The organism is uncultured Aquimarina sp. (genome assembly GCF_947495315.1).
Taxonomy (GTDB): domain Bacteria; phylum Bacteroidota; class Bacteroidia; order Flavobacteriales; family Flavobacteriaceae; genus Aquimarina.
In genome coordinates, this window is sequence record NZ_CANLYD010000004.1 from 197,599 (window position 1) to 218,698 (window position 21,100).

The window sequence follows — 21,100 nt, forward strand, 5'->3', positions numbered from 1 at the left end:
CGTAAAATATTATCGGTGTAAATAATTTATTAAACACTTTTAACTTAAAATACTTGATGCGATCAATTTAACATAACCTGACTTATAACCACAAATCATAATTCACTAACCTGCTCCGCAAAGTCTCCTGACTTTGAGGGATTATTCACGAATCATCAACTATTATTTTCGACGGTATTTCCAAACCAAGCTGACAAATATCATAGTTACACCGCAGCGGCTACATTATTTTTATGATATTAAATCATCAGACAATGAAAAATATCCTCCTGCCTACCGACTTTTCGGAAAATGCAAGAAATGCGATTGATTATGCGCTGGAGTTCTTCAAGAATGAGCTCTGTACTTTTTATGTACTCAATGTGCAAAAAGCTTCTAACTATATGATGGATGACCTTATGGCTGCTCCAGCCAATACATCCATCCATCAATCCGTTGTGCAGGGATCTAAAGAAAAATTGAGCACGCTCATAGAAGCGTTACAAGAAGAAATTGAGCACGAAAATTATACGTTTCAGGCGATTACGGATTATGATATTTTTACCGATGCTATTAAACAAGCGGTAAAATCAAAAGATATTGATCTTATCGTCATGGGTACTAATGGAGCAACCGGAGCCAGAGAAGTGGTTTTTGGCAGTAATACGATCAATGTAATACGTAAGATAGATTGTCCGGTACTGGTAATCCCGCAAGGATATACTTTTAAAGATATAAAAACGGTACAATACACTATTGATTATAATGATCACTTTAATACAGAGAATATTGAGCCCTTAGTAGATACATTGATCAAGTATAAAGCTTCTTTAAGAATCCTGAAAATAAAAGAAGACGATACGGTCACCATTGCTGAGTTTGATGATAAAAAGCATTTAAAAGACTTTTTTAAAGACATCAATCATACATTTCATTCTATTACGAATGTGCCTACACCTTTAGCAATCGATAGTTTTGTGCAAATCATGGATGTAGATATGAATGCGATGTTTATTCACAGAGAAACCTTTTTGGATCGATTCTTTCACGGTTCAGAGACTTCCAAAATAAGTTACGGTACCAGAGTTCCGTTGCTTATTATGCATAATTGATGCTTTAAAAAATTGATCATAAGATGGTGTATGTTGCTTTTCTTATCCTATACTTTTTGGCAGGAATAGTAATTGTCATTAAACTGATATTATACGGTATGCGTCCAACCAAAACCTTGGCCTGGATGCTTGCTATTTTTACAATTCCGGTTGGCGGAATGTTATTCTATTTGCTGTTAGGCAGAAACCGAAGAAAGAATAAGCTGTTTCAATTAAAAAGAACAGATGAAATTATTTCTTATTTAGAAAAAGCAGAAAGTCATTATGAACCTGTAACCGAAGAAGAATATCAAGAACATCAAAAGTTAATCAGACTCATTACCATGAACTGCGGTTTTGCACCCAGTGCAGGAAATCAGCTGAAACTTCTTAAAAATGGAGATGCTACTTTTCAGGCAATATTCGAAAGCTTAAAAAAAGCAGAACACTTTATCCACTTACAGTACTATATTTTCGAAGATGGACATTTGGCTGAAGGGCTATTCGATCTTTTCCAACAAAAAGTAAAAGAAGGAGTTCAGATACGGATTCTCTATGATGGAATAGGAAGCAGATCTTTAAGCAAAAAATATATCCGGAAACTTCAGAAAGCAGGAGTGGAAATCTATAGTTTTTTACCCGTTAAATTTGGTAAGTTTTTATCGTCCTTAAATTATAGGAATCACCGAAAAATCATCGTGATAGATAATAAAATAGCTTTTACTGGTGGTATTAATGTTTCTGATAAATATGTAAAAGGAGATCCTAATTTAGGTATCTGGCATGATATGCATTTACAGCTAGAAGGTCCTGTTGTACATAGTTTACAGGCAATTTTTGTAATGGATTGGTACTTGATCAGTAATCAGGATGATATTTTAAGTCCGTCTTACTTTACGACTTATAAAAAAACAGGTAGTATGACCGCCCAAACGGTACATAGTGGTCCGGATGAAGATTTTTCGGCTACCAGGCAATTATATTTTTCGTTGATCAATGAAGCCAAAGACTATGTATATATCGCTAATCCATATATCATTCCCGGTGAAGCAATTCTGGAAGCATTAAAAGTAGCTGCTCTAAGTGGTATAGAGGTAAGACTCTTACTTTCTGATATATCGGATAGTAAGATTGTACGATGGTGTGTACGATCTTATTTCGAGAGATTGTTAGAAGCTGGTGTTAAAATTTATTTGTTTTCTAATGGTTTTGTGCATAGCAAAACCATTGTTGCTGATGATACAGTTTCTTCTGTAGGTACTGCCAATTTGGATATCAGAAGTTTTGAGCAGAATTATGAAGTAAATGTGGCGATATATGATGACGCTTTTGCAATCGAATTAAAAAATGATTTTTTAAGGGATTGTGAACAGAGTATTCAGTTAGACTATGCTACTTTTGTACATAGACCTTGGCATGAAAAAATAAAAGAAGGAGTGGCTAAAATTTTCAGTTCGGTTTTGTAGAAAACATATGTAATGAAAGCATCAAAAAATATAGGCTTGGTACTCTCCGGAGGAGGATTTAAAGGAGTTGCACACTTAGGAGCCATAAAAGCACTAGAGGAAGCAGAGATATATCCCAATTTCGTTTCCGGAACAAGTGCCGGAGCAATTGTAGGCGCTTTGTATGCTGGTGGCTATGCTATAGAAGAGATTAAAGAGTTTTTTAGTAAAACGCCTTTGTTTAAGTTGAATAGATTTACTAGAAAAAAAGCAGGATTTTTGGATTCTGAGAAGTTTTTTGATGATCTGATAACATACTTTCCTAAAAACACTTTTGAAAGTCTGGAGAAAAAACTTTTTGTAACTGCTACCAATCTGGTAGAAGGGACGGTTATGGTTTTTAGTACTGGAGAACTCATTAGACCCATATTGGCTTCTGCAGCTTTTCCAGGAATGTTTTCTCCGGTTAAAATAAACAGACAGCTATATTCTGATGGAGGGATTTTAGATAATTTTCCGATTGAACCTTTACAGAAACAATGTGATATGATCATCGGTATCGATGTTACCCCAATAAAAAAACCAAAAATTTCAGATTTTAAACATTCCTATAATGTGATGCAACGAGCATACTATTTACGTGCGATGCCTAATTCTGAAACAAAATTTAAGCACTGTGATCTTATAATTCAGCCAAGAGAACTGGCAAATCACGGAATTTTTAGCAGTGGAAATCTGGATAAAATATTCGATGTTGGATATCAGGAAGCAAAACAACAATTAGCAATATATTTTGAGAATCAAAAGCAATAACAATGATTCAGGAACTTAAGAATAATTATGGACATCTCTTTGAAGATGAGCTGTTAGAAGAAATTAATAGCGTGGCAACTTTTAAAGAAGTTTCAGAAGGTATTGAACTCATAAAACCAGGAAGCTATATCAAATCGATGCCATTAATTATTAGTGGTGCGATTAAAATATTAAGAGAAGATCAGGATGGAGATGAACTATTGCTCTATTTTCTGGAAAGAGGAGATACTTGTGCGATGACATTGTCTTGTTGTATAGGTCATCATAAAAGCGAGATCAAAGCAATTGCAGAAACAGATTCTAAATTGATAATGATTCCTGTCGGAAAAATGGAAGAATGGACTGCAAAGTATAAATCCTGGAGAAATTTTGTATTCGAAAGTTACCATAAACGACTTATGGAAGCTATTGAAACGATTGACAGTATTGCTTTTCTAAAAATGGATGAACGACTACTGAAATATCTGAAAGATAAAACAAAAGTCAATAATGATAACACAGTAAATAATACGCACCAAGAAATAGCTTATGATCTACACACTTCTCGCGTGGTCATATCCAGATTACTGAAAAAACTAGAAGTAGAGGGTAAGATAAAATTAAACCGGAATAGCATTAAAATTATAAGCCTTTGAATCTAAGTTTGGTTAATTTTGAACAATGATTCAAAAACCGTCAAATAGAGTGATTTCTTATAGTGAAGCGAAAAGAAATTGTATCGAAATTAGGCTTTTTAGGTCGAAAACAACTATTCTCGACCCGTACGCCTCTGGAGTATACAATCCTTCTTCGGTCGGATTACTCGAATGGACGTTGCTTTCTTAAACCGATTAACCAATTACCTGTCATTCCAGCGTAGGCTGGAATCCAAAATACGATGTAAATTTTTTTTAATACAATCGTTCTGATTTTTAAACCTATGTAACTAATGTTACTGTGATAGCCTTCACCTGACATTATTTTTGCCAAAAAAATAATTGATGGAAGTAATAGAAGTTCTGGGATATTTTGGCGCATTGACTATTGGAGTTGTATTAGGTCTAATAGGTGGAGGAGGTTCTATACTAACAGTACCAGTTTTTGTATACTTGATGCATATCAATCCTGTAACTGCTACTGCATATTCATTATTTGTTGTTGGGTCTTCGGCTCTAGTAGGAGCTGTTAAAAACCTAAGAAAAGGATTGGTTAGTTTCAGAACTGCCATTGTGTTTTCTATTCCTGCGTTTATCGCGGTGTATTTGACCAGAAAATTTTTGGTTCCGGCAATACCAGACAAACTTTTTTCCATAGTGGACTTCACTATTACCAAAGATATTGGGATCATGGCATTTTTTGCAATCATCATGTTAATGGCTTCTATTTCTATGATAAAAAATAGAAAAGAAACAACAGAAAAAGAAGAGACAGTATCCTACAATTATCCATTGATTGTAATAGAAGGTATTGTAGTAGGAACGTTAACCGGAATTGTTGGAGCAGGAGGCGGGTTTTTAATAATTCCGGCATTGGTTTTATTCGCAAGATTACCCATGAAAAAAGCAGTTGCGACATCATTATTAATTATTGCAATTAAGTCATTAATTGGATTTTTAGGAGATATAGGAAATTTAGCTATTGATTGGAGTTTTCTAATAGTATTTACAGGAATTTCTATTATCGGAATTTTTATAGGAATGTACCTGTCTAATTTTATAGAAGGTAAAAAACTAAAAAAAGGATTCGGTTGGTTTGTTTTAGGGATGGGGATTTATATACTTATCAAGGAATTGACATAACCTTAATTTTGATTTTGTATTTTGTAACAATTGTTACTGTAAAAAGATAATAGGAGTCGTATTTTTGGAGCTCAATAATAGAAACAGTGGACTTCCATTTATGAGAAGTACAATAGAAAATAAAACAGATGAAGATAGAACAAATATATACAGGATGTCTTGCACAAGGCGCTTATTATATAGAAAGTGCGGGAGAGGTGGCGATTATAGATCCTCTGAGAGAAGTAAAGCCATATATAGAAAGAACTAAGAATGATGGAGCGAAAATCAAATATATTTTCGAAACACATTTTCATGCTGATTTTGTAAGTGGTCATGTAACACTGGCTAAAGAAACTGGCGCAGAGATTATTTATGGACCAAATGCTAATCCATCTTTTGAAGCTACAATTGCAACAGATGGACAGGAGTTTATCGTAGGAGATCTTACAATAATAGCATTACATACGCCAGGTCATACGATGGAAAGTACCACCTATTTGCTAAGAGATAAAAATGGTAAAGATCACGCTATTTTTAGTGGAGATACATTGTTTTTAGGTGATGTAGGACGTCCTGATTTAGCGCAAAAAGCTGCTCATATGACACAGGAAGAACTGGCTGAAACATTGTTCGACAGTTTGAGGAATAAAATTATGCCTTTGGCCGATGAGGTAATCGTATATCCAGCGCACGGAGCAGGTTCTGCATGTGGTAAAAATATGATGAAAGAAACCGTAGACACTTTAGGAAACCAGAAGCGAATGAATTATGCGTTACGTGCTGATATGACTAAAGAAGAATTTGTAAAAGAAGTGACAGAAGGTTTATTACCACCTCCACAATATTTTCCTTTAAATGTGAAGATGAATAAAGAAGGATATGAAGATATAGATGAGGTTTTAGAAAGAGGAACCAAACCATTATCATCAGAAGAATTCGAAATGTTGGCTAATGAAACAGGCGCGATTGTATTGGATGTAAGACATCAAAACGAATATATAAAAGGTCATATTCCGAGATCTATATTTATCGGAATCGAAGGTAGTTTTGCTCCTTGGGTAGGTGCTTTGATTGCTGATGTAGCACAACCTATTTTATTAGTCGCTCCAGAAGGGAAGGAAGAAGAAACGATTACTCGATTATCTCGTGTAGGCTTTGATAAAACATTAGGATATCTAGAAGGAGGAATAGAAGCTTGGAAAAAAGCGGGGAAAGATTATGACACCATATCATCAATAACAGCAGAGGAACTTAAAAATAAATTGAACACAGAAAAGACAGCAATTTTTGATGTGAGAAAAGAAAGTGAATTTGTTGCTGAGCATTTGGATAAGGCTAATAATTCACCACTGGATTTTATCAATGATTATATGAATGACTTTCCAGAAGATAAAACATTTTATATACACTGTGCTGGCGGATATAGATCTGTAATTGCAGCATCTATATTAAAAAGTCGAGGTATTCATAATCTTATTGATGTTGCTGGAGGTTTTTCAGCAATGAAGGAAGCTGGGATAGAAACGACAGAATATGTATGTCCAAGTACACTAAAATAATGTATGATGTACCCAGTGAATTCCAAATTAATAAAACCTAATCTATATCTGATTTTGTTGATATTTAGCGTTTCAGCAGCTTTTTCACAACAAGTTTCCAGAAATGAAAAGTCTAATGCTACAAAAGAAAATGATAAAATCAGGATTGTAGATATCAATACAATAAAAGAAAAAGTAATACATAAAGATATTCAGTTTGTGGATATTCGCACTCCTAAAGAGTATAACGCAGGATATATTGATGATGCGATCAATATTAGTATTGCGGACAAAGAGAAATTTATTGTAGCGTTCCAAAAACTTGATAAAGAAAAGCCTGTTTATATTTATTGTTATTCTGGTTGGAGAAGTCACCGAGCTGCTAAGTTGTTAGTTACATTGGGTTTTGACAAAATATATGATTTTAAAGGAGGATACAAAGTATGGAGTGAGCATCAAAAGAGATAATCTCGCATAGAGAATAAATTATTGATTAAATTAGTAAAAAATAGTTCCTATTGATCTCGAAAGCACTAGATACGTATTTCCCAAAGTTGGCTACAATGCCAGAATTAAAAGCGGAACTTGTAGCAATTAGCAGTATTCATACTTTTGATGCCGGAACCGTGATTTTAAGACAAGGATCGTATATAAAGATAATTCCATTACTTATTTCTGGTTTAGCTAAAGTCTTTAAAGAAGAACAGGCTCACGGAAATGAAGTATTGTTGTATTATATAAAACCTGGAGAAAGTTGTGTGATGTCTGTAACTACTTTGGTAAAGAATGAAACAAGCCAGGTAAAGGCAGTTATCGAGGAGGATTCTGAAGTGGTAATTATTCCAGCAGATAAAGCACTTGCCATAGCAAAAAAGTATCCCAAGTGGAATGAGTTTATTTATGATCTTTTCAATCTTAAATTCGAAGAATTATTAAATGTCATAGAAATACTAACATTTTCTAACAAGGATACAAGGTTATTAGAATATCTAAAAAAAGAGGCAAAGTTAAAAGGTCGTAATACGCTAAATACTACACACCAGCATATCGCCTATGATTTAGGTTCTTCTAGAGAAGTGATATCACGATTACTCAAAAAAATTGAACAAGAAGGTTTTATACTTTTAAAACAAGGTGCGATAGAACTGATTGATAAAAGTTAATCTTGACTTATTGTTTTAACTCGAAGTTAGAAAATTTACGTCAGTCTGAGATATTCCATAAGTTTTTATCCAGTAAATAATATACTGATGTTCCAAAGCAGGGCTTTGAGAATTTTTTTTCACCAGTATAAGATTTGTTTTGCGTTAAAAAATCTTGAAGCCTTGGAAAGATTTTAACAAAATAAATCTGGTTTTTAGCTTAGCTAAAAAATACCTTGAAAAAAGTGCCTTTTCTTTTGGTTTCCAGCGCCTCATCTGGCGCACTCTTATCAGAGTACCCTTTGGACAAGCAAAGAAAATAGGATGAAACTTAAATACAATTAAAGCTATGAAAAACAAATTGTTACAGAATAGTCAATTGTAGTGATCCGCCTTATGCATACAGGCAATTTTTCTTCTGTCACCTCGAGCCTTTTGATACCTGTCCGCCTTTGAAGGAAGCTCAAGAGAAGCGTAGTCGAGTGGTCACTATGAAAAGTCACTCAATCTGGCGGTTTTTATGAATTTAAAAGTTATATCGAGTTATTCTATAATACAAGATATCAACCATTTTTCTGAAGTACTAAAGTAGACATAGACCTAAGGTCATGAACATTCGTAGATTTTAAAGGCTCTAAGAATGATAATTGATGTTCTTCCATTAGTAGATATAGTAAATCTTTAGTAAGTAAAAATCGATCAGACTCATCACCTAATCTATAAACACCTTCTCCTATATGAGTTACTTTATCTTCAATTCCAATATCAGAAGTCATTCTTATAAATAAGCTTCCTGTAGGTTTTAATACGCGTATAAGTTCTGAAAACATAGTTTTAAAGTGATCGGTGTTTGCAGCAAAATGTAGTACTGCACTACAAATGATATGATCAAAAAAATCATCATCATACTGTAATTGTTCTAAAGAAGAGCAACTAAATTGATCACTCCAATCAGGATAAAGAAGCTTCAAGTATTCGATCTGTTCAATTTCTTTATCTACTGCATATATAGTAAACCTATTTTTATAAAACCAATGTATATTTCTGCCACTTCCACAGCCCGCATCGAGGATCTTATCGTTTTGTGAATAACGCTCTTTTAATATTTGATCTAATAAATAGATATCTATATTGCCTAGTACTGTTCTTAGTTTTTCAGTATTCATAATAAAACAATCTTAGTTGTAACAATAGTCACATCTTTTACTGATTTTCTTAAATAAATTTGTTTCACACTAATTTGAGAAAGTCAAAAAATGATACTCAAATCTTTTATAAGAAACAATTGTTAATTTATTTCAAGATACTTATTTGCTAGCTGTTGTATATGTATTGATGAATAAAACCTAAAAACAAAATAGTGTATGCGAATATATAAAGGATTTAAATTACTGATTGTTTGTATTATATGTTCGAGTATTGTGGCAGGAGTAGTGCTAATTATTGAATTTTTTTAACGTAAAATATATAAGGATATGAAAAAGAATATGGGTGGCTTAGATCGCATTATAAGAATACTAGTAGCTATGGTGATTAGCGTATTGTACTTCACTGGAATTATACAAGGTACTTTGGGGTATGTGTTATTAGGACTTTCTGCAATATTTGTACTTACCAGTTTTATTAGTTTCTGTCCTTTGTATGCTATAGTAGGACTAAATACATGTAAGGCTAAATAGATTTTATAACTTTTAAAATCAGATATATACAAAATTATAGCGGTCCGTAGATAGTTACTTACTTTAGGTCAAATTTGTGATAATAATTTTAGAATGAACTGAGTAAGAGCCTGCTTTTGAGCAGTCAATTGTTCTCGACTTCGCTCGAAATGATATAAGTATTGAACTTAATTTATTGATTTTGAGTTTGATGTGTGAGCTAAGTTATATGTAATTAGCTAATAACCTCTATAAGAATAATTTACCATAGTAAGTCAATCGAAGAATACAGCCTAGTACTTTTATCTAAAACCTTAAGTAATGAATAATTCCAACTTAAATATGTACACAAATGAAAAAAATGTTTTTAAGAGTAGCTTTCATAGCTTTCGCAATTTTGGTATTCGGTTCATGTGAAACCGAAGTAAATCAAACAGAAAAAGATCTTTTAAATCAGGAAACTGAGGTGTCTGATGCTAAATTTGGTTATCGCGATGATGAATTTTTTCTTGTCGCCAATAGAGGATCTTCCACTTTTACTGTTTTTGATGCAAAAACCACAGAATTTATTCAAGAGGTTAAACTTCCTGATGAAGGTGCGCAACCCACATATCTTGCACACAGTAGAAGAAATAACAGTGTTTATATAGGGGATTTTGCAAGTAGCAAAGTCTTGTATTATGACGCAGATTCTTTTGAACTTAAAGGAGAAATTGAAATTGAAGAAGGGGCATTCCATATGTGGATTAATAATCGCGTTAATCAGTTATGGATTAATAATATCGTTTCAAAATCTACTTCAGTGATTGATTTAAAATCAAATACGGTAATCAAAAACATTCCGCTTCCTGTTGATGAAATACCGGAACTTACTGAGAATGCAGAGCAACACGATGTAACTATTTCTCCGAGTGGTTATGCTGCGTATGTAACCGTCTTAGATGGACCCGATAGAAGTTATGTAGTCATGTATAATACGCAAACATTAGAATACATTAAACACGAAGTAGTAGGAGGAGACGCGCATTTATTGCCTGTGGGATCTAAATTGTACGTTCCTGCTCAAAACGATAATAGTGTTACGGTATTTAGTCGCTTTAATCTGGATAAATTAGGAGTCATTCCATTTAATTCTGCACATGGAGTCGCTAATAGTAGAAGATTTGTTTTGACAACTGGAATTGCAGACAACAAAATCGGAGTGATAGGGCGCAATAATAATAGTGTAATTTCTGAAATTAATACCGATTTTAATACTCCACATAACCTTGCTGTCAATAAAAGAGGGAATATCGTATTCTTGTCGCATTCCGGAGGTACTGCTACTAAGGTTGTTTTTTATCAACTAAGAATAAATGGAACGTTAAGGAAAATATCCGATTTTGATTCTGGATTGAATCCTTTTGGGGTGCTTAGGTATTAATAATATTAGTGAAAAAGGAATTTATTAAGCAAATGAGGTCTGAAAAGCACAAAATTTACGATTCTGTCACATTGAGAGAAGTCTAAATGTACTGAGCTAAGGTGTTTGTTTCTAGACTCCGCTACCATTGACGAATTATCTAATCCACTGTTTTATAATTAATTGACATTCCTAGTTCTTTAGCCATTCTGATAACATTTCTTTGTTTATTCATTATTATTTTTTCTTGATATGCTTCAATTCCTTTTTCTACATATTCCAATCCCTTAACAAATAATTTCCAATACAATGCTGCAAGTTTTCTTGCAATTGCTTTATTGGCAACCATTGGACCTTTCTTAGCTCGGATTTTTCTTCCGAACGCACCTAAGGCTATTTTTTTACTAGCTATCAAGCTGGCAGCGGCTTGTTTAAATATTAACCCTGCTTTTGGACTTGCTTTGGATTTGTAATTTTTGCTTCTTTTTCCAGAGTTATGTTGCTTTGGTGCTAATCCTAACCAAGAAGTAAAATGCTTTTCTGTTTTCCATTTACTAAGGTCTGTACCTACTTCTGATAAAAGTTGCATCCAGTTATAATCAGTAATTCCTGGTAAAACCGTAGCGTCTTTGCCTTCAAAGATTTGTAAAAGGTACTTATCCATATCCTTAATATCTGGTTTATGGTGCCGGATTGGTTTTCTTTTGTTTATTGACTTCTTAAAACCATCGTTACTTGATCCCATCTTTTTTAAAACCTTTTCTATTTCCCTATCGCAATTGGAAATCTGGACTTGATAAAAATCATAACAATCCAAAGCTTGACCAAGTGCAAATAACCCTGAATTGTGATAATGCCCTTGTAAAGACTTGATCACAACTGTTTTTTTGTTTTTTAAAATACTTGTATGACATAAAGAAACCAAGACTTCTGCATTGCGTTCACCTTTAAGTATAGCCCGTATAATTTTAAGACCACTTGCTCCATGAATTTGACTTAATACTTCTTTTAAACGAATGTTCATCAATGTTAAAGCCTTTTGCATATGGTTGATATGCATTGCTGAGCTACGAATATGGTCTTCTCGTAAACGTTGATATCCCCTTAATTCCTGTATGAGTTCATCTGCAACAAAACAACGATTTAGCAACCCATAACTATGTAATTGTTGTATCCATTGACAATCCTTTACATCGGTTTTTCTACCTGGAACTTGCCTTGTGCTCCTACCATCCACTAACCAAACATCCAATCCCTTTGCTGCCAAAACATCATACAGAATAACCCAGTAAACCCCTGTAGCCTCCATAGCAACCGTATCTATATTATTTTCTAACAAATACAAGGCTGCCAGTTCTAGATCCAAGGTGAAAGTATCAAAATTTCGAACTTCCTTTCCTTCAATACCTATAAAAATCTTCTTAGCGCCGATATCAATACCAGCTGAATTCAATCTGATCTTTTTCATTACTTAAGTTTTTATAAATCACGCTCAGGAAATTCTATGACTTGAAAGACTACCATTCGGACATCAATATATATTGAGTACCATACTCGCCGACAATATCTCCTGAAAATCATACTCGAAAACAGGCATCTAAACACTATGTGATTGACGATCATATTGTGATTTATGGTTAACCTAATAAAATTACGTCAATTACTCCGCCGGATAAAATTTTATTTGGGGTCTCGAAATGACAGGAAAAAATTACTTTTCAGACCTTTAGTTTGTAAGTGTATTATATTGAAAAGAAAAACAAGAATGGTGCTTTAGTTTTACTTGCATACTTTTTTGATTTCTCACTTTTTATATAGAATAATACCCCGAGTGTAACATAAGTTACTTACTTTTCCTATAAAATATAGGTTATTTGTAAGAAATTGAAAAGTAAATGAATTGGATATATAAACCTTGGCCTTGGTACGTTTCAGGACCATTAATAACTTTAGTGATGCTTCTGTTGCTAATGATCGGCAAAAAATTCGGTATGTCGTCTAATCTAAGAACGATGTGTACCATTTGTGGAGCAGGAAAAACAGCGGATTTTTTTAAGTTTGACTGGCGAGCACAGCGTTGGAACCTTGTGGTAGTTTTAGGTGTAATTATCGGAGGTTTTATAGCAGAAAATTATTTATCTAACACTACAGATGTTGATTTAAATCCCAAAGTTGTTACTGACCTTCATGCTAAAGGATTTAATAGCGCAGGCAATGGATATATGCCGGATATGTTATTCTCTAATGATGTTTTTACAGATCCGAAAGGCTTAGCAATCCTTATAATTGGTGGATTACTTGTCGGTTTTGGAGCACGTTATGCAGGAGGTTGTACTTCTGGTCATGCAATCTCAGGTTTGAGTGATTTACAACTACCATCTCTGATTGCTGTTATTGGTTTTTTTATTGGTGGTTTGGCAATGATACATTTAATTTTTCCCTTAATATTTTAGATAATGCGTACAATTATATATTTAGCAATTGGTATTTTTTTCGGAATTGTTCTATTTAAATCTGAAGCAGCTTCGTGGTTTAGGATTTATGAAATGTTTCAATTTGCGTCCTTCCATATGTATGGGATTATTGGTTCTGCAGTTGGACTTGGTATTATTGTTATTCAACTGATTAAAAGGTTTAGAGTAAAATCCATTTATGGAGAAAAGATTAGTATAGCTCCAAAAGAAAAAAGCTACAGTCGCTATATACTTGGAGGAATCATTTTTGGATTAGGTTGGGCATTGGCAGGAGCGTGTCCCGGTCCGATGTTTGTTTTGGCAGGAGCTGGATACTTGCCAATACTTATTGTAATTGCAGCATCAATTGTAGGAACTTTTCTATATGGTTTATTAAAGGATAAATTACCGCACTAATTCCATCGTGAGTTCGTTTTCGGGAGTTTTATTTTGTTGCCAGCAGTTGATGTTATAAAAAGTTGTTTCTGCAATATTTGTCAAGGCTTTCTTAGTGGCAAAAGCCTGATGAGGTGTTATAAGAACATTAGGGAACTCAAGTAGTCGTTGTAGTAACTCATCATTAGGTTTGGCCTTGGAACGATCGTAGAAAAACACATTATCTTCATATTCATATACATCGGATCCATAGGCTGCAATTCTATTCCATTTTAAAGCTTCTACGATTTCTGAGGTATTGACTATTGCACCTCTGGCAATATTAATGATAAAGACTTCTCGTTTCATTAGCTGAATGAGATCCGCATCAATCATATAATGGGTTGCTGAATTAAGAGGGACACTTAACATAATGATATCCGATTGTCGACATAGATCAGGTAGTGCTACATATTCAATATCATATTGTTTTGCAAAACTACTATCCTCATTAATATCGTTAGCTATCACTTTGCATCCGAATCCGTTCATGATTTTGGCAATTACTTTTCCAATTCTTCCGGTTCCTATGACCCCAACAGTTTTATTATTAAGATCAAATCCTACAAGATTGCTTAGAGAAAAGTTATATGAATGTACTTGCTGGTCAGATACAATAAGTTTACGGTTTAAGGCTAACAATATGGCTACTGCGTGTTCTGCAATGGCATTAGGAGAATATTCCGGTGTGTGGGCAACTTTAATCCCTAGTTTTTGGGCAGTTTTTAGATGTATATTGTCATAACCGGCAGAACGTAATGTGATATACTTAACACCGAAGTCTTTTAATAACTCTAATACCTTTGATGAAGCATCATCTGCCGAAAAAATAGAGATTACATCAAACCCTACAGCGAGCATTGCTGTTTTAGAAGTAAGTCTTTCAGGAATATATTTGATCTGATAAATATCCTTATTTGCTTTTTCTAGAAAAGGTATTTCAAAATCTTTGGCACTATATATCAATATCTTCATTGTTCAGTTCTTCTTCAATGATTAAGAGTTTTTGCCCTTTTAATGCCCAAATCAATACTTTTACATAATCTCCTACGGCTTTTTTTACATTTTCAGGCTCTGTAATGTCAATAGATCCTTTCCATATTAATTCTCTTTCTTTATCAGGACATATGCAGTATAAAGATGTTTCTGCGTGATAGATTTCATATTCTTCATAATAACCATCTTCGTAATAAATATCTTGATTCTGATAATAGTCGTCCTTAAAACTCTTGAAATCTTTATCCAGATTTCGATACGCTTGTACCACAGTAACTTTATCTTCTATAGCCAGTACTTTGGATATTAAAATAGCATCAAAACCGGCCTCAAGAAGTTTACCTTCTATGGCAAGCAAATCTTCTTCTGTTTTTGGCGATTTTGTAAATGACTTTTCAAAAAAATCAAGACTTCTTTCTGACTTTACTCCGCTCTTTTTAAGTGCTTGGGTAAGTTTCTTCTCAAATACTTTTCTTCCATCGGTATCAGAAGTCATTCCTATCACTAATACCTTATTAGCTTCAAAACTATCAATGTCGGGGTTTTTCCATACCTCGACAAGCTCGCTAGATGAGCAACTCATTAAAAATCCTGCAGCTATTAAAAGGATATATGTGTTTAGTTTATTCATTGTTTCTTTTTATTATTTGATTAAGTCTATTTACCACTATATCTGTATATATAGATGTTTTTTCGATAATAGATTCTCCAGAAATTACATCAACATCTTTTAGAGCAATATTACTACTGCCAACAGTAGATAAAATGATGAGTTTATCTAATTGTTCAGGATGGTTTTTTATGAACTTTTTTACGTTTCTAGGTGGACTTCCATATTCCCAAGAGTTAATAAATATTAAAGCATCCCACTTTTTAAGATTTACAGTGAATAACGTATATACATCGATTACCTTAAAATAAATGGTATCTTTTTCATATCTTCTTAAGATTCCTTTGACTACAGAATCCTTAAACTTGCTGCCTTGAGAAGCTATTAAAACTTTTGTTTTAGCACTGGGATTATTTACTTCAAATGGAATTACTGTATCCATTGAATACGTGTATTCATACCAAGCCAAGAACCCTATAAGGAGAACTAGAAGAATTAACAGTGTTTTTTTTAGCATTCTTATCAAAAGAGTTACAGTTAGTTTAATAAACGTTTTTGTTTCCCTTTCTTGATAATATCTTTGATAAGATCAAAAATGCTTCTTTTAGTCTGCTTATAGCCATCAAAATATGCACTTACTGCTACCAATAATTTTCCGTGATCTTCTTTATACTTTTTTTCTTCTTCTGGTTGATCAATACCATCCACAAGTATTGTAAGCTGATTACAGTGTCCAATTACTTTTTTTAGCAAAGGATTAATGTCTTTTCTACTTTGACTTAGTTCATTGATTATTTCACTGCTTTTTTCAAAAGTCTTTTCTGAGATTAGTTGTACAGTGTAATTTTCTATCAGTTCATCTAAAAAATGTTGCTCATCTTTTATGAATTTTAACTCAGAGATCCAATTAAGAGAAGTTTCATGCAATTCTTCTGCACTTTTCCATTCTACATATTTGATATTTGGTTGTTTTGATTTCATCTGTTCACATTTTATAGTTTATTTAGAATCAGACTTAAGCCGATACAGATCACTATGATGGTTGTTAGAAGTATTACCGTATTTATCCGTTTTTAGAATTAATATTATACTAATAGGGCAGAAAATAATTCCCCCAAAATTATTTTCTGCCAATAAACTGAGATTATTCTATCTCAATTACTTTTTTAGGCTGTTCTTTTGCCTCTTCTCTTTTTAATAGATTAAGTGTAAGAACCCCATTTTTGTATTTTGCTTTCACAGCTTCTTTTTGATCTACGCTATTAGGTAATTGTAACTTTCTGTCAAAAGAGCTATAGTTAAATTCTCTACGAGTGTAATCATTGTCTTCTTCTACTTCTTCTTTACTTTTCTCTGCACAAATGTGTAATACATCATCTTCCATGGTTACTTCAATATCTTTTTTTGAAAACCCTGGAACTGCTAGTTCAATTTCAAAATCATCCTCATGTTCTTTTACATTCATTGCAGGTAAATTTCTGTCTTTGATAAAAAAGTCATCTGCAAAGAAATTATCAGTGTCCATCCAATTAGACATGGTGTCGTTGAACCAAGGAAACCTGTTTCTGTTAAATTTAATTATTGACATAATGTTTAGGTTTTAATTATTAGTGTTCCGTTTTAAGTGTCTTAAAAGTAAGTGGTTATGCTGCTTAAAAAAATGATAAATATCAGTTTGATGGCTATTTTTTATTGTGCTTCAGAATGCCGCCAGCATAATTAAATACTTCGGATTTTAGCTTTCTGAAATTTCTATAAAAATCATTGAACCGTTTCTTTAAAGATTTATGTTCTTCATAGTAATAATGATCACAAGAAATCGTATCACATTCTAGCATTCCGCCTAAATCACTTTCGTGTTTTCGTATTTCTTCATTTAGATTTTCTATTTCCTGTTCTACATTCTTGATCTCTTGTTTGAATTCTTGTAATCGTTCAAATAGATTAGGAGTAGTAGGTTCAAAAACATACGAGTGCAGTAACTGATTGATAAATAACACTTCACCTTCAATGAATTGTAGGCTAGATTTTGATTCTAGCGTATCAAAATGAATATCTCTAAGATTTTTGCTGGTTGTATTTATTTCGGTTGCCATGGTTTCAAGTTTTAAAAGATTACAAGTAGATGGATTAGCTATACGATACACAAGTAAGCTAGTTAAAAATTAAAACCTAAAAAATGATAATAGTCACGTTTTTAGTATATTTTAGATAATAATCTCCTGGACTTCATTGAGTTTTGGGATGTGAGTTTTCCAATTAAAAGTATCTCGTAATTTGATGTTAAATGCTTCTGAAGCAGATGGCTCTCCGTGAATAAGAAAGACTTTTTCCGGAATGTTTTTAATTTTGCTAACCCAATCAAGCAATTCATATTGATCGGCGTGAGCAGAGAGACTTTCTATATGATGTATTTGCGCTTTTACCGGATAATACTTCCCATACAATTTGATTTCATGGGCTCCATCCTGTAATTGTCTACCTCGAGTTCCTTCGGCTTGATATCCTACTAATAGAACCGATGTAGTGGTAATGTCTACCAACTGTTTTAGATAGGTTAACACTCTACCGCCAGTAACCATTCCGCTACCGGCAATGACAATTTTTGGCCTTGGATTATCAATTACTTCCCAGGTTTCTTTGTATGACGTAACGATGTTGATGTGATTACATAGCGCGTAATAGTCTTTCATTGGTAATTTGTGCCAGTCCGGAAATTGTTCAAAAACGGATAATACATTATTGCCCATTGGACTATCGATAAAGATCGGGATATCCGGAATTCGATTTTTTTGGTATAGTTTCCATAATAAATACATCAAGGTTTGTAAGCGCTCTACAGCAAAAGAGGGAATGATTAGTGTTCCTCTTTTATATAAAGTTTCATTGATTAATTCGATTAACTTTTCTTCAACATTTTGATTGGGATGGAGTTTATTACCATACGTACTTTCTATAAACAGAAAATCTGCCCAATCCGGTTGCTGTGGTGGTCTAAGTAATAAATCATCAGGTCGTCCTACATCTCCTGAGAATACTAGTGTTTTTCCAAAAAGGTTTAATTCGATGAAACAGGCTCCTATAATATGTCCATTATATCTAAATCTATATTCAATATCGTCTGATAAGGAAATCCAGTCGTCTTTTTCTTTAGCTTTAAAATACTGCAATGTTTTTTCTACATCTTTACCTGTGTAAAAAGGTAATGCAGGATCATGTTTGGAGTATCCTTCCTTATTTGCTTTATCTGCTTCTTCTTCATGAATTTTTGCACTGTCACGCAGAATAATTTCAGTAATTGCCAATGTAGGTGCAGTTCCTATAATATCGCCTTGGAACCCTTGTTTAACCAGTCTTGGTAGATAACCTGTATGATCCAGATGTCCGTGTGTAATAAGAATGGTGTCTATTGTAGAAGCGTCAACCGGAAACTCTTTCCAGTTTAATTCTCGTAGTTCTTTAATACCTTGAAACATACCACAGTCTATTAAAATATTCTGTTGTGATGTTTCTATATAAAATTTGGACCCTGTTACGGTTTTTGCTGCTCCAAGAAAGTGAATTTTAACCGATGACATAAGAAGATCTTTTTATTCGTTACATAAGATATTTACTTCATCTAGTATTTTTTGCTTTCTCTTTTCAGAAATGCCTAAATGATCGAGATAAAACATATCTCCTCTTAGCTGTTTATACAAAACAACATCTCTACTCAATAAAAACTGTTTCTCTCTATTAGTAAGAAGTGTAGATACTGTTATTGGATATAATCCTAAACGGTCAATTCTGTCCTTCAGTCCATTTGCTTTTGGATAATCCCAACTCAGTAAATACAAGCCCGCACACTTGCCATATTGGATAGCATCTTTTGTGAACCGGGTATTCGTTACTACCCATCCTTGATTGGGGATACTTTGGTTCTCTTTTTTATTCTCAAAATTATTGAGGATATCTTGATATCTGGAGTGAATGTAAAGAGGGATTTTAACATTACAATTACGCCCTTCTTCACTATGAAATTTACATTCTATAACAATATAATCTGTGTTTTTCTTAGCGACTACGTCAACTTCATGAGAAACACATTTGCCGGATATGATTTGTCCGATATTGACTTGATATCCAGAATATTTAAGAATAGCTGCCACAAAACTCTCGAACGGAAAGCCAGTAGGTCCTAATTCATAAATAGCCTTTTTGAGTTTATATTTTGAAGCAAAAACAGATTTTCGCTTTTTAAGTAGGGCAAAAGCTCTGTTGTAAATCTCCTTTGTAGAAATACCTTGGTATAATTCATCTCTAACTATGTCAATAATATGTTCAACAGTTTTATCGTCTGCGCCACTTCTTCTTAGCGAATTCTGTAATTTACTTAATGAGAACTTCACTTTTTTTCCAGAAGATTTTAGGATGTCAAAATCCTGATTTTTCATAGATTTAAAACTAAACAGGTTGCTATTAGAGAGTTTCTATACCATACGTGGCTTATAATTCTTGAAATAATCTCTGATCAAGGCTTTTGTTTGGTTTTCGGTCATACTATCTGCTTTGAGAACGGCTTTTACTTTTTTGCCGATTTCCTTATAATTTTCTTCTAATTCTTTATTGAATTTTTCACCGGCTTCTGCGGGTCCATAGATTACAATGCTATCAGCATTTTCGATATATGGAATTATCTTTTTGAAGTATGCCTTAAATTGATGTTTTTCGCGCTCCAGGTATTTACTATCCTGAACGACATCTTGCGGTCCACCTTTAAAACGTGTTCCTGAACCTCCGTGAATACGATAATCTTCTATTTCAGAAAAAATCGTGGTCATGTCTTCGTCATTTTCTTTTATGTCGATGATAAAGGCTTTTTCCTTATCCATCCATATTCCTATGTTTTTCATAACTAGTAGATTTTAATTTTTAATGTCATGTAATGCTAATACTGGCACTTTAGAATGGTATCCAAGATCCTTAACCATTGGTCGAGAAAATATACTCCCAAAGAAACTATGTTTCCTATTTATAAAAGTGATCATATCGCTATTTCTGCTTTCCACAAAAGCGCTGAGCCCTCCTTTTACATCCACATTGCGCAAGTTGTGAAATGTATGAGGTATTGTTTCAAAATATTCTTTTAATAACTTTTGATTATTTACTTGTTCGTCATCCAAGGTGTCGTCATTAGAAACGTGTAAAAAGCGTACAGCGGCATTACTGATTTTTGCAATTTCAATCAGATATTGTAACTCTCTACGCTTAATCTGTGTTTTGTAATCGGTTGGAAACACTATTTCTTTTGGTTCTGTGTAGGTTGCATCTTCAGGAATTGCCATAACAGGGCAGTTTCTTACTTTTTCCATAACCAAAATAGTATTACTACCGTAGATAATGTCACTTGCATTAGTAGTACCTTTAGTACCCATAACAACCATTTCTATGTCTTGTTTATCAACTAGGTCTTTTATTCCTTCTAATAAACTATTAAATTGAGAAACCATAAAAAACTTATGATTTGGTCTATCATCCCTAAAGGACAATCTTTCTAAAACTTTAGACAACCCTTTTTCTGATCTCTCTTTGGCTTCGTCATACTTTTTTTCTCCTGGTTCCGGAATCATCATACTTTCTAAAGCATAACCAGTAGCATTAAAAACGTTAAGTATGTAAAAATCACATTCTTCATTTTTATAAAGTTCAATAGCATAACTTATAGCGTTCCACGCGTTTTTAGAAAAATCAGTAGGTAATAAGATCTTCTTTTTCATTAGAATAAGGTTTTAAAGATTA

At 33.4% G+C, this 21,100-nt stretch carries 24 protein-coding genes; 12 read left to right on the top strand and 12 right to left on the bottom strand.

Annotation, left to right across the window (positions count from 1 at the left end):
- The first annotated feature begins 254 nt into the window (after nt 1-254).
- The 8 genes from Q0910_RS08970 to Q0910_RS09005 all read left to right on the top strand — a co-directional run bounded on the left by Q0910_RS08970 (nt 255) and on the right by Q0910_RS09005 (nt 7,789).
- On the top strand, nt 255-1,091 hold the full coding sequence (locus Q0910_RS08970; protein ID WP_299215111.1) for a universal stress protein: 837 nt from the start codon (nt 255-257) through the stop codon (nt 1,089-1,091).
- A gap of 23 nt (nt 1,092-1,114) precedes the next feature.
- Nucleotides 1,115-2,536 carry a cardiolipin synthase gene (gene cls / locus Q0910_RS08975; protein ID WP_299215113.1) on the top strand — a complete coding sequence of 474 codons (1,422 nt, stop codon included), beginning with the start codon at nt 1,115-1,117 and terminating at the stop codon, nt 2,534-2,536.
- 12 nt (nt 2,537-2,548) lie between these two features.
- On the top strand, nt 2,549-3,328 hold the full coding sequence (locus tag Q0910_RS08980; RefSeq protein ID WP_299215118.1) for a patatin-like phospholipase family protein: 780 nt from the start codon (nt 2,549-2,551) through the stop codon (nt 3,326-3,328).
- 2 nt (nt 3,329-3,330) lie between these two features.
- A complete protein-coding gene (locus tag Q0910_RS08985) occupies nt 3,331-3,963 on the top strand; it encodes a Crp/Fnr family transcriptional regulator (protein ID WP_299215120.1) in 633 nt (210 codons plus the stop codon).
- A gap of 345 nt (nt 3,964-4,308) precedes the next feature.
- Complete coding sequence (locus Q0910_RS08990; protein ID WP_299215123.1) at nt 4,309-5,106, top strand: sulfite exporter TauE/SafE family protein; 798 nt, start codon at nt 4,309-4,311, stop codon at nt 5,104-5,106.
- A gap of 128 nt (nt 5,107-5,234) precedes the next feature.
- A complete protein-coding gene (locus Q0910_RS08995; RefSeq protein WP_299215125.1) occupies nt 5,235-6,647 on the top strand; it encodes a rhodanese-like domain-containing protein in 1,413 nt (470 codons plus the stop codon).
- Between the two features lie 6 nt (nt 6,648-6,653).
- The gene (locus tag Q0910_RS09000) at nt 6,654-7,094 is read left to right on the top strand and encodes a rhodanese-like domain-containing protein (protein WP_299215128.1); all 441 of its coding nucleotides are present in this window, start codon (nt 6,654-6,656) and stop codon (nt 7,092-7,094) included.
- Nucleotides 7,095-7,144: 50 nt separating this feature from the next.
- Entirely contained in the window at nt 7,145-7,789 is a 645-nt protein-coding gene (locus Q0910_RS09005) for a Crp/Fnr family transcriptional regulator (protein ID WP_299215131.1), read from the top strand.
- Nucleotides 7,790-8,331: 542 nt separating this feature from the next.
- Here the strand turns inward: Q0910_RS09005 and Q0910_RS09010 are convergent.
- Nucleotides 8,332-8,934, bottom strand: a complete 603-nt coding sequence (locus Q0910_RS09010) for a class I SAM-dependent methyltransferase (RefSeq protein WP_299215134.1) — start codon at nt 8,932-8,934, stop codon at nt 8,332-8,334.
- A gap of 309 nt (nt 8,935-9,243) precedes the next feature.
- Here Q0910_RS09010 and Q0910_RS09015 point away from each other — a divergent pair, with 309 nt between their 5' ends.
- Both Q0910_RS09015 and Q0910_RS09020 read left to right on the top strand, forming a co-directional pair.
- Nucleotides 9,244-9,447, top strand: a complete 204-nt coding sequence (locus Q0910_RS09015; RefSeq protein ID WP_299215136.1) for a DUF2892 domain-containing protein — start codon at nt 9,244-9,246, stop codon at nt 9,445-9,447.
- A gap of 331 nt (nt 9,448-9,778) precedes the next feature.
- Nucleotides 9,779-10,849 (top strand): hypothetical protein, encoded by a 1,071-nt coding sequence (locus Q0910_RS09020; RefSeq protein ID WP_299215139.1) that lies wholly within the window; start codon nt 9,779-9,781, stop codon nt 10,847-10,849.
- 139 nt (nt 10,850-10,988) lie between these two features.
- Here the strand turns inward: Q0910_RS09020 and Q0910_RS09025 are convergent, their stop codons facing one another.
- On the bottom strand, nt 10,989-12,296 hold the full coding sequence (locus tag Q0910_RS09025; protein ID WP_299215142.1) for an IS110 family transposase: 1,308 nt from the start codon (nt 12,294-12,296) through the stop codon (nt 10,989-10,991).
- Between the two features lie 427 nt (nt 12,297-12,723).
- On the opposite strand from Q0910_RS09025, the gene Q0910_RS09030 reads away from it, so the two are divergent.
- Nucleotides 12,724-13,281 carry a YeeE/YedE thiosulfate transporter family protein gene (locus Q0910_RS09030; RefSeq protein ID WP_299215144.1) on the top strand — a complete coding sequence of 186 codons (558 nt, stop codon included), beginning with the start codon at nt 12,724-12,726 and terminating at the stop codon, nt 13,279-13,281.
- Between the two features lie 3 nt (nt 13,282-13,284).
- The gene (locus Q0910_RS09035) at nt 13,285-13,698 is read left to right on the top strand and encodes a DUF6691 family protein (RefSeq protein WP_299215145.1); all 414 of its coding nucleotides are present in this window, start codon (nt 13,285-13,287) and stop codon (nt 13,696-13,698) included.
- Here the strand turns inward: Q0910_RS09035 and Q0910_RS09040 are convergent.
- The 10 genes from Q0910_RS09040 to Q0910_RS09085 all read right to left on the bottom strand — a co-directional run bounded on the left by Q0910_RS09040 (nt 13,687) and on the right by Q0910_RS09085 (nt 21,078).
- The gene (locus Q0910_RS09040) at nt 13,687-14,691 is read right to left on the bottom strand and encodes a 2-hydroxyacid dehydrogenase (protein ID WP_299215147.1); all 1,005 of its coding nucleotides are present in this window, start codon (nt 14,689-14,691) and stop codon (nt 13,687-13,689) included. The genes Q0910_RS09035 and Q0910_RS09040 overlap by 12 nt on opposite strands.
- Nucleotides 14,672-15,343, bottom strand: a complete 672-nt coding sequence (locus tag Q0910_RS09045) for a hypothetical protein (RefSeq protein WP_299215150.1) — start codon at nt 15,341-15,343, stop codon at nt 14,672-14,674. Before Q0910_RS09045 ends, Q0910_RS09040 begins: the two co-directional genes overlap by 20 nt.
- Nucleotides 15,336-15,764, bottom strand: a complete 429-nt coding sequence (locus Q0910_RS09050; protein WP_299215153.1) for a hypothetical protein — start codon at nt 15,762-15,764, stop codon at nt 15,336-15,338. Before Q0910_RS09050 ends, Q0910_RS09045 begins: the two co-directional genes overlap by 8 nt.
- A 95-nt stretch (nt 15,765-15,859) precedes the next feature.
- On the bottom strand, nt 15,860-16,303 hold the full coding sequence (locus Q0910_RS09055; protein WP_299215156.1) for a hypothetical protein: 444 nt from the start codon (nt 16,301-16,303) through the stop codon (nt 15,860-15,862).
- A gap of 163 nt (nt 16,304-16,466) precedes the next feature.
- The gene (locus tag Q0910_RS09060) at nt 16,467-16,910 is read right to left on the bottom strand and encodes an Hsp20/alpha crystallin family protein (RefSeq protein ID WP_299215159.1); all 444 of its coding nucleotides are present in this window, start codon (nt 16,908-16,910) and stop codon (nt 16,467-16,469) included.
- A gap of 94 nt (nt 16,911-17,004) precedes the next feature.
- Nucleotides 17,005-17,418 carry a hypothetical protein gene (locus tag Q0910_RS09065; RefSeq protein WP_299215161.1) on the bottom strand — a complete coding sequence of 138 codons (414 nt, stop codon included), beginning with the start codon at nt 17,416-17,418 and terminating at the stop codon, nt 17,005-17,007.
- A gap of 111 nt (nt 17,419-17,529) precedes the next feature.
- The gene (locus Q0910_RS09070; protein WP_299215164.1) at nt 17,530-18,900 is read right to left on the bottom strand and encodes an MBL fold metallo-hydrolase; all 1,371 of its coding nucleotides are present in this window, start codon (nt 18,898-18,900) and stop codon (nt 17,530-17,532) included.
- 12 nt (nt 18,901-18,912) lie between these two features.
- A complete protein-coding gene (locus Q0910_RS09075) occupies nt 18,913-19,755 on the bottom strand; it encodes a restriction endonuclease (RefSeq protein ID WP_299215167.1) in 843 nt (280 codons plus the stop codon).
- Nucleotides 19,756-19,791: 36 nt separating this feature from the next.
- Nucleotides 19,792-20,214 (bottom strand): hypothetical protein, encoded by a 423-nt coding sequence (locus Q0910_RS09080; protein WP_299215172.1) that lies wholly within the window; start codon nt 20,212-20,214, stop codon nt 19,792-19,794.
- 12 nt (nt 20,215-20,226) lie between these two features.
- Entirely contained in the window at nt 20,227-21,078 is an 852-nt protein-coding gene (locus Q0910_RS09085; RefSeq protein WP_299215174.1) for a universal stress protein, read from the bottom strand.
- Nucleotides 21,079-21,100: the final 22 nt, after the last annotated feature.

What these genes read in the sequence shown, in the direction of transcription:
- Q0910_RS08995 (WP_299215125.1), top strand. Translation starts at nt 5,235, where the DNA reads ATGAAGATAGAACAAATATATACAGGATGTCTTGCACAAGGCGCTTAT.
- cls (WP_299215113.1), top strand. Translation starts at nt 1,115, where the DNA reads ATGGTGTATGTTGCTTTTCTTATCCTATACTTTTTGGCAGGAATAGTA.
- Q0910_RS09030 (WP_299215144.1), top strand. Translation starts at nt 12,724, where the DNA reads ATGAATTGGATATATAAACCTTGGCCTTGGTACGTTTCAGGACCATTA.
- Q0910_RS09010 (WP_299215134.1), bottom strand. Translation starts at nt 8,934, where the DNA reads ATGAATACTGAAAAACTAAGAACAGTACTAGGCAATATAGATATCTAT.
- Q0910_RS09015 (WP_299215136.1), top strand. Translation starts at nt 9,244, where the DNA reads ATGAAAAAGAATATGGGTGGCTTAGATCGCATTATAAGAATACTAGTA.
- Q0910_RS09040 (WP_299215147.1), bottom strand. Translation starts at nt 14,691, where the DNA reads ATGAAGATATTGATATATAGTGCCAAAGATTTTGAAATACCTTTTCTA.
- Q0910_RS09085 (WP_299215174.1), bottom strand. Translation starts at nt 21,078, where the DNA reads ATGAAAAAGAAGATCTTATTACCTACTGATTTTTCTAAAAACGCGTGG.
- Q0910_RS08985 (WP_299215120.1), top strand. Translation starts at nt 3,331, where the DNA reads ATGATTCAGGAACTTAAGAATAATTATGGACATCTCTTTGAAGATGAG.
- Q0910_RS09050 (WP_299215153.1), bottom strand. Translation starts at nt 15,764, where the DNA reads ATGGATACAGTAATTCCATTTGAAGTAAATAATCCCAGTGCTAAAACA.
- Q0910_RS08990 (WP_299215123.1), top strand. Translation starts at nt 4,309, where the DNA reads ATGGAAGTAATAGAAGTTCTGGGATATTTTGGCGCATTGACTATTGGA.
- Q0910_RS09000 (WP_299215128.1), top strand. Translation starts at nt 6,654, where the DNA reads ATGTACCCAGTGAATTCCAAATTAATAAAACCTAATCTATATCTGATT.
- Q0910_RS09080 (WP_299215172.1), bottom strand. Translation starts at nt 20,214, where the DNA reads ATGAAAAACATAGGAATATGGATGGATAAGGAAAAAGCCTTTATCATC.
- Q0910_RS09020 (WP_299215139.1), top strand. Translation starts at nt 9,779, where the DNA reads ATGAAAAAAATGTTTTTAAGAGTAGCTTTCATAGCTTTCGCAATTTTG.
- Q0910_RS09055 (WP_299215156.1), bottom strand. Translation starts at nt 16,303, where the DNA reads ATGAAATCAAAACAACCAAATATCAAATATGTAGAATGGAAAAGTGCA.
- Q0910_RS09035 (WP_299215145.1), top strand. Translation starts at nt 13,285, where the DNA reads ATGCGTACAATTATATATTTAGCAATTGGTATTTTTTTCGGAATTGTT.
- Q0910_RS09065 (WP_299215161.1), bottom strand. Translation starts at nt 17,418, where the DNA reads ATGGCAACCGAAATAAATACAACCAGCAAAAATCTTAGAGATATTCAT.
- Q0910_RS08980 (WP_299215118.1), top strand. Translation starts at nt 2,549, where the DNA reads ATGAAAGCATCAAAAAATATAGGCTTGGTACTCTCCGGAGGAGGATTT.
- Q0910_RS09070 (WP_299215164.1), bottom strand. Translation starts at nt 18,900, where the DNA reads ATGTCATCGGTTAAAATTCACTTTCTTGGAGCAGCAAAAACCGTAACA.
- Q0910_RS09075 (WP_299215167.1), bottom strand. Translation starts at nt 19,755, where the DNA reads ATGAAAAATCAGGATTTTGACATCCTAAAATCTTCTGGAAAAAAAGTG.
- Q0910_RS09060 (WP_299215159.1), bottom strand. Translation starts at nt 16,910, where the DNA reads ATGTCAATAATTAAATTTAACAGAAACAGGTTTCCTTGGTTCAACGAC.
- Q0910_RS09025 (WP_299215142.1), bottom strand. Translation starts at nt 12,296, where the DNA reads ATGAAAAAGATCAGATTGAATTCAGCTGGTATTGATATCGGCGCTAAG.
- Q0910_RS09045 (WP_299215150.1), bottom strand. Translation starts at nt 15,343, where the DNA reads ATGAATAAACTAAACACATATATCCTTTTAATAGCTGCAGGATTTTTA.
- Q0910_RS08970 (WP_299215111.1), top strand. Translation starts at nt 255, where the DNA reads ATGAAAAATATCCTCCTGCCTACCGACTTTTCGGAAAATGCAAGAAAT.